The sequence below is a fragment of the Dialister succinatiphilus YIT 11850 genome, assembly GCF_000242435.1.
GTDB classification, from domain to species: Bacteria; Bacillota; Negativicutes; order Veillonellales; family Dialisteraceae; genus Dialister; species Dialister succinatiphilus.
On sequence record NZ_JH591190.1, the window covers coordinates 49,462 to 51,832 of the forward strand.

Genomic DNA, 2,371 nt, shown 5'->3' on the forward strand with positions numbered 1-2,371 from the left:
CCCATAAATCCATAGACATATAAGTAATAAAAATGATTTATGATAATCATAAATTAAATTTTATATATTAATTTTCATCTTCCTCGCTATGTATTATTTATTTCTTCCATGCATTGTGTTAGAATAAAACTATCAAGCGATGTGGTGTTTCTTCATCGGGGACGTCGTGATTTCACATTCCGCAGTTCCGGAAAAGGAAGGGTCCGGAGGAACGCGGTCCCTCATTCCCAATGAAAATCTACGACCCTTTTCAGGGCAGTGAGAGGAGTTCAGGTATTTCATGACTACATTTCAATTCTACCTAGCCGTCATCATCTTCTGTCTCACCTATGTGGGTATCATGTCTGAAAAGTTCCCGCGAACTATCTGCGCATTGGTCGGCGGCGGCGCAATGATTTATGCCGGGTATGTGACCCAGTCGGAAGCCTTCGGAAAATATATCGACTGGAATACCCTCGGTCTTCTGGCAGGCATGATGATTCTGATTTCTGTGGTGAAGAAGTCCGGTTTCTTCCGGGTGCTGGCTCTATGGGCTATGAAGAGGTCCAAGGGGTCCCCGAGGGAACTTCTGGTACTCCTGTCCTGTGTGACAGCCGTAGGTGCTTCCCTCATCGATTCTGTGACTGCAGCCCTTCTGATTGCACCGATGACCATTTCCCTCTGCCGTATGCTGAAGATTTCTCCGGTGCCGGTTCTGGTTTCAGAAATCCTCATGTGCAACGTAGGCGGTACGGCTCTTATGATTGGCAACCCGCCGAACGTTATGATCGGTTCTGCCACCCATCTGGATTTCAATGATTTCCTTATCAATCTGGCTCCGGTGGTTGTTATTACCATTATAGCAACCCTCATCGGCATTCTCTTTATCTTCAGAAAAGAACTGCCCCATGGACACCTTCCTCAGGAACAGATTGATGCCATCGATGTCATGTCCGCTGTGGAAGACAAGATGATTTTCAAACGGTCCCTCATCGTCCTGGGCCTCACCATCGTAGGCTTCGTTCTTCATTCCCGTTTCGGACTGCAGTCTGCCACTATCGCCATGACCGGCGGCGTAGTTGCTATGCTGGCCTGCCATATCAATCCGGAAGAAGCGATGAAGGAAGTAGACCTGGATACCCTGTTCTTCTTCATGGGCCTCTTCATTCTGGTAGGCGGCATGGAAAATGCCGGCGTCATTACAGCCATCGCTTCCTGGGGCGTCGCTCTGGCCAACGGGGACAACCACCTCATTACCTACATGATTCTCTGGCTCTCCGGTGTGGCTTCTGCCTTCATTGATAACATTCCTTTCACCGCAACCATGATTCCGCTGATTAAGGATATGCAGGCTCTCATGAACCTGCCTCATGCGGACTACATGTGGTGGGCTCTGGCTACCGGCGCCTGCTTCGGCGGCAACGGTACCATGATCGGCGCTTCCCCGAACGTTATCATGGTGGCTATTGCAGCGAAGGAAGGACATAATATTTCCTTCGGTACCTTCATGAAATGGTGCTTCCCACTGATGATTATGTCCCTGATCGTAACCAGCGCGTACATCGAAGTCCGTTACTTCATGCTGGCTGGTATGTAATTGGTGTAAGAGAACATATCCCTATATAATCCACCTGAAAGGGCCTGCTGCGGCAGGTCCTTTTTCGTGGGTAAAAAGGAGGGAGGAAATAAATAGAAATAATTTGCACTCAATCGATGAGATTGGATTGACAAGAACAGGATGATAATATAAAATAGACAAAAATAGATTTAAATGTGTCGATTCATCATGGTCGTGGCGCCATTAAGTCTATAAATTATAATAACATGTATAAAGAATCAGCTGTAGAAAAGGGGTTTATTATGGATTTCCAACCGAGTTATAAAGAGTTTGCCACTATTTTCAAGGCGCTTTCCGACGAGACCCGTCTCCGGGTTGTGGATATGCTGTCCTGCCGTGAAATGTCTGCCTGTGACATTCTGTCAAATTTCACCCTGTCCCAGTCCACCCTGTCTTATCATATGAAGATCCTGATTGAAGCCAAGGTGGTGAATGCCAGGAGAGAGGGCCTGTGGACCAAGTATTCCATTAACGATGATACCTTCAATAAGATGATGGAATTTATTCCGGAACTGTACAAAATGAAGGATAAATGTGTGTGCGAACAGATTAAGTATGTGAAGGTGCAGCCTCAGCAGGTAGGCGGCAAAGATGAATTCGGCAACTGATTGGCATAGTTGAGACGCATAAAAAAAGCAGTCCTCGGGGGACTGCTTTTTTTATGCTGTTTCGGCGGGCGGCTGTATTCCCGAAGGTTGACACGGCTTCGCCGTGAGGGTTGATGGGGCCGCCGGGCCTTTGGCCCTGGGCCCCAAGGGTTCTATCCGGGACCGG

General features: G+C 47.7%; 2 protein-coding genes. Both read left to right on the plus strand.

Annotated features, from left to right (window positions below):
• The first annotated feature begins 280 nt into the window (after nt 1-280).
• Nucleotides 281-1,576: an ArsB/NhaD family transporter gene (locus HMPREF9453_RS10350; protein WP_008860512.1), complete on the plus strand. Its 1,296-nt coding sequence runs from the start codon at nt 281-283 to the stop codon at nt 1,574-1,576.
• Between the two features lie 263 nt (nt 1,577-1,839).
• On the plus strand, nt 1,840-2,205 hold the full coding sequence (locus tag HMPREF9453_RS10355) for an ArsR/SmtB family transcription factor (RefSeq protein WP_040380687.1): 366 nt from the start codon (nt 1,840-1,842) through the stop codon (nt 2,203-2,205).
• Nucleotides 2,206-2,371: the final 166 nt, after the last annotated feature.